The organism is Photorhabdus sp. RM323S (assembly GCF_042879375.1).
Classification (GTDB): domain Bacteria; phylum Pseudomonadota; class Gammaproteobacteria; order Enterobacterales; family Enterobacteriaceae; genus Photorhabdus; species Photorhabdus tasmaniensis.
In genome coordinates this window covers 1-870 of the sequence record NZ_JBHFKZ010000168.1, presented here as the reverse complement: position 1 = coordinate 870, position 870 = coordinate 1, and the positions used below count along the sequence as shown (strand labels likewise).

General features: G+C 58.5%; 1 protein-coding gene. It reads left to right on the top strand.

Going from position 1 to position 870, the window contains the following annotated elements; all coding sequences use genetic code 11:
• Nucleotides 1-870 (top strand): DUF6531 domain-containing protein (locus tag ACGF7G_RS22485; protein ID WP_387468506.1); only part of this gene is annotated, 870 nt, incomplete at both ends.

Sequence of the window (870 nt, the reverse complement as noted above, 5' to 3'; positions counted from 1 at the left end):
TGCCAAAGGCCCCGGCGCGTTGCAAACGCTGTTTAGCCAGGTCCCGGGAGCGGATAAAATCCGCAAAATCGCCTGTCGGCTGGGGGCGCTTGCCGTGGCTGTGCCTGTCGCCGGTATTCTGATGAACCCGGTGGAAGCCATTGCCGGTCAGAAATTTCTGCACGATGAGGATGAGCTGGACTTCGTTTTTGACGCTGAATTGCCGCTCTACTGGCAGCGTAGCTACCTGAGCCGTTATCAGTATGACAGCGTACTGGGTCAGGGCTGGAGCCTGTTCTGGGAAAGCCATCTCACCCGCGTGGACGGCGGATTACTCTGGCGTTCCCCTGCCGGCGATATCGTGCCCTTTCCTGATGTCCCTGCCGGCCACCGTTGTTTTTGCCCGGAAGCGCAAAGCGCGCTGATACACACGCCGGAAGACACCTGGGAAATCCGTGACGCGGGCGAACAGGTTTATCACTATACGGCTTTTGATAATGACGGCATAAGCCGCCTGAGCCACCGCCGCGATAACGTGGGTCACGAGCAGCGCTGCCATTACAACGAACAACATCAGATGGTCAGCATCACGGGCAGCGGCGGGCTGAAGCTGCACTGCGACTATGTGATGAAGGATATTGATGGCAAAACGGTTTCCCGCCTCACCACCGTCTGGCGTGAATGGTATGACGGCCATCGTATTCAGCTTTGCCGCTACCATTATAATGAACACGCCCAACTGACCGGGGTCAGCCATCGCAACGACTTTCTCCAGCGTCAGTTCGGCTGGACGGCGCAGGGCCTGATGGCATGGCATCAGGATGCGCGGGGGTTGCGCTGTGATTACCAGTGGGAACAGACGGAAGAAGGCCTGTGGCGGGTGCTTGCCCA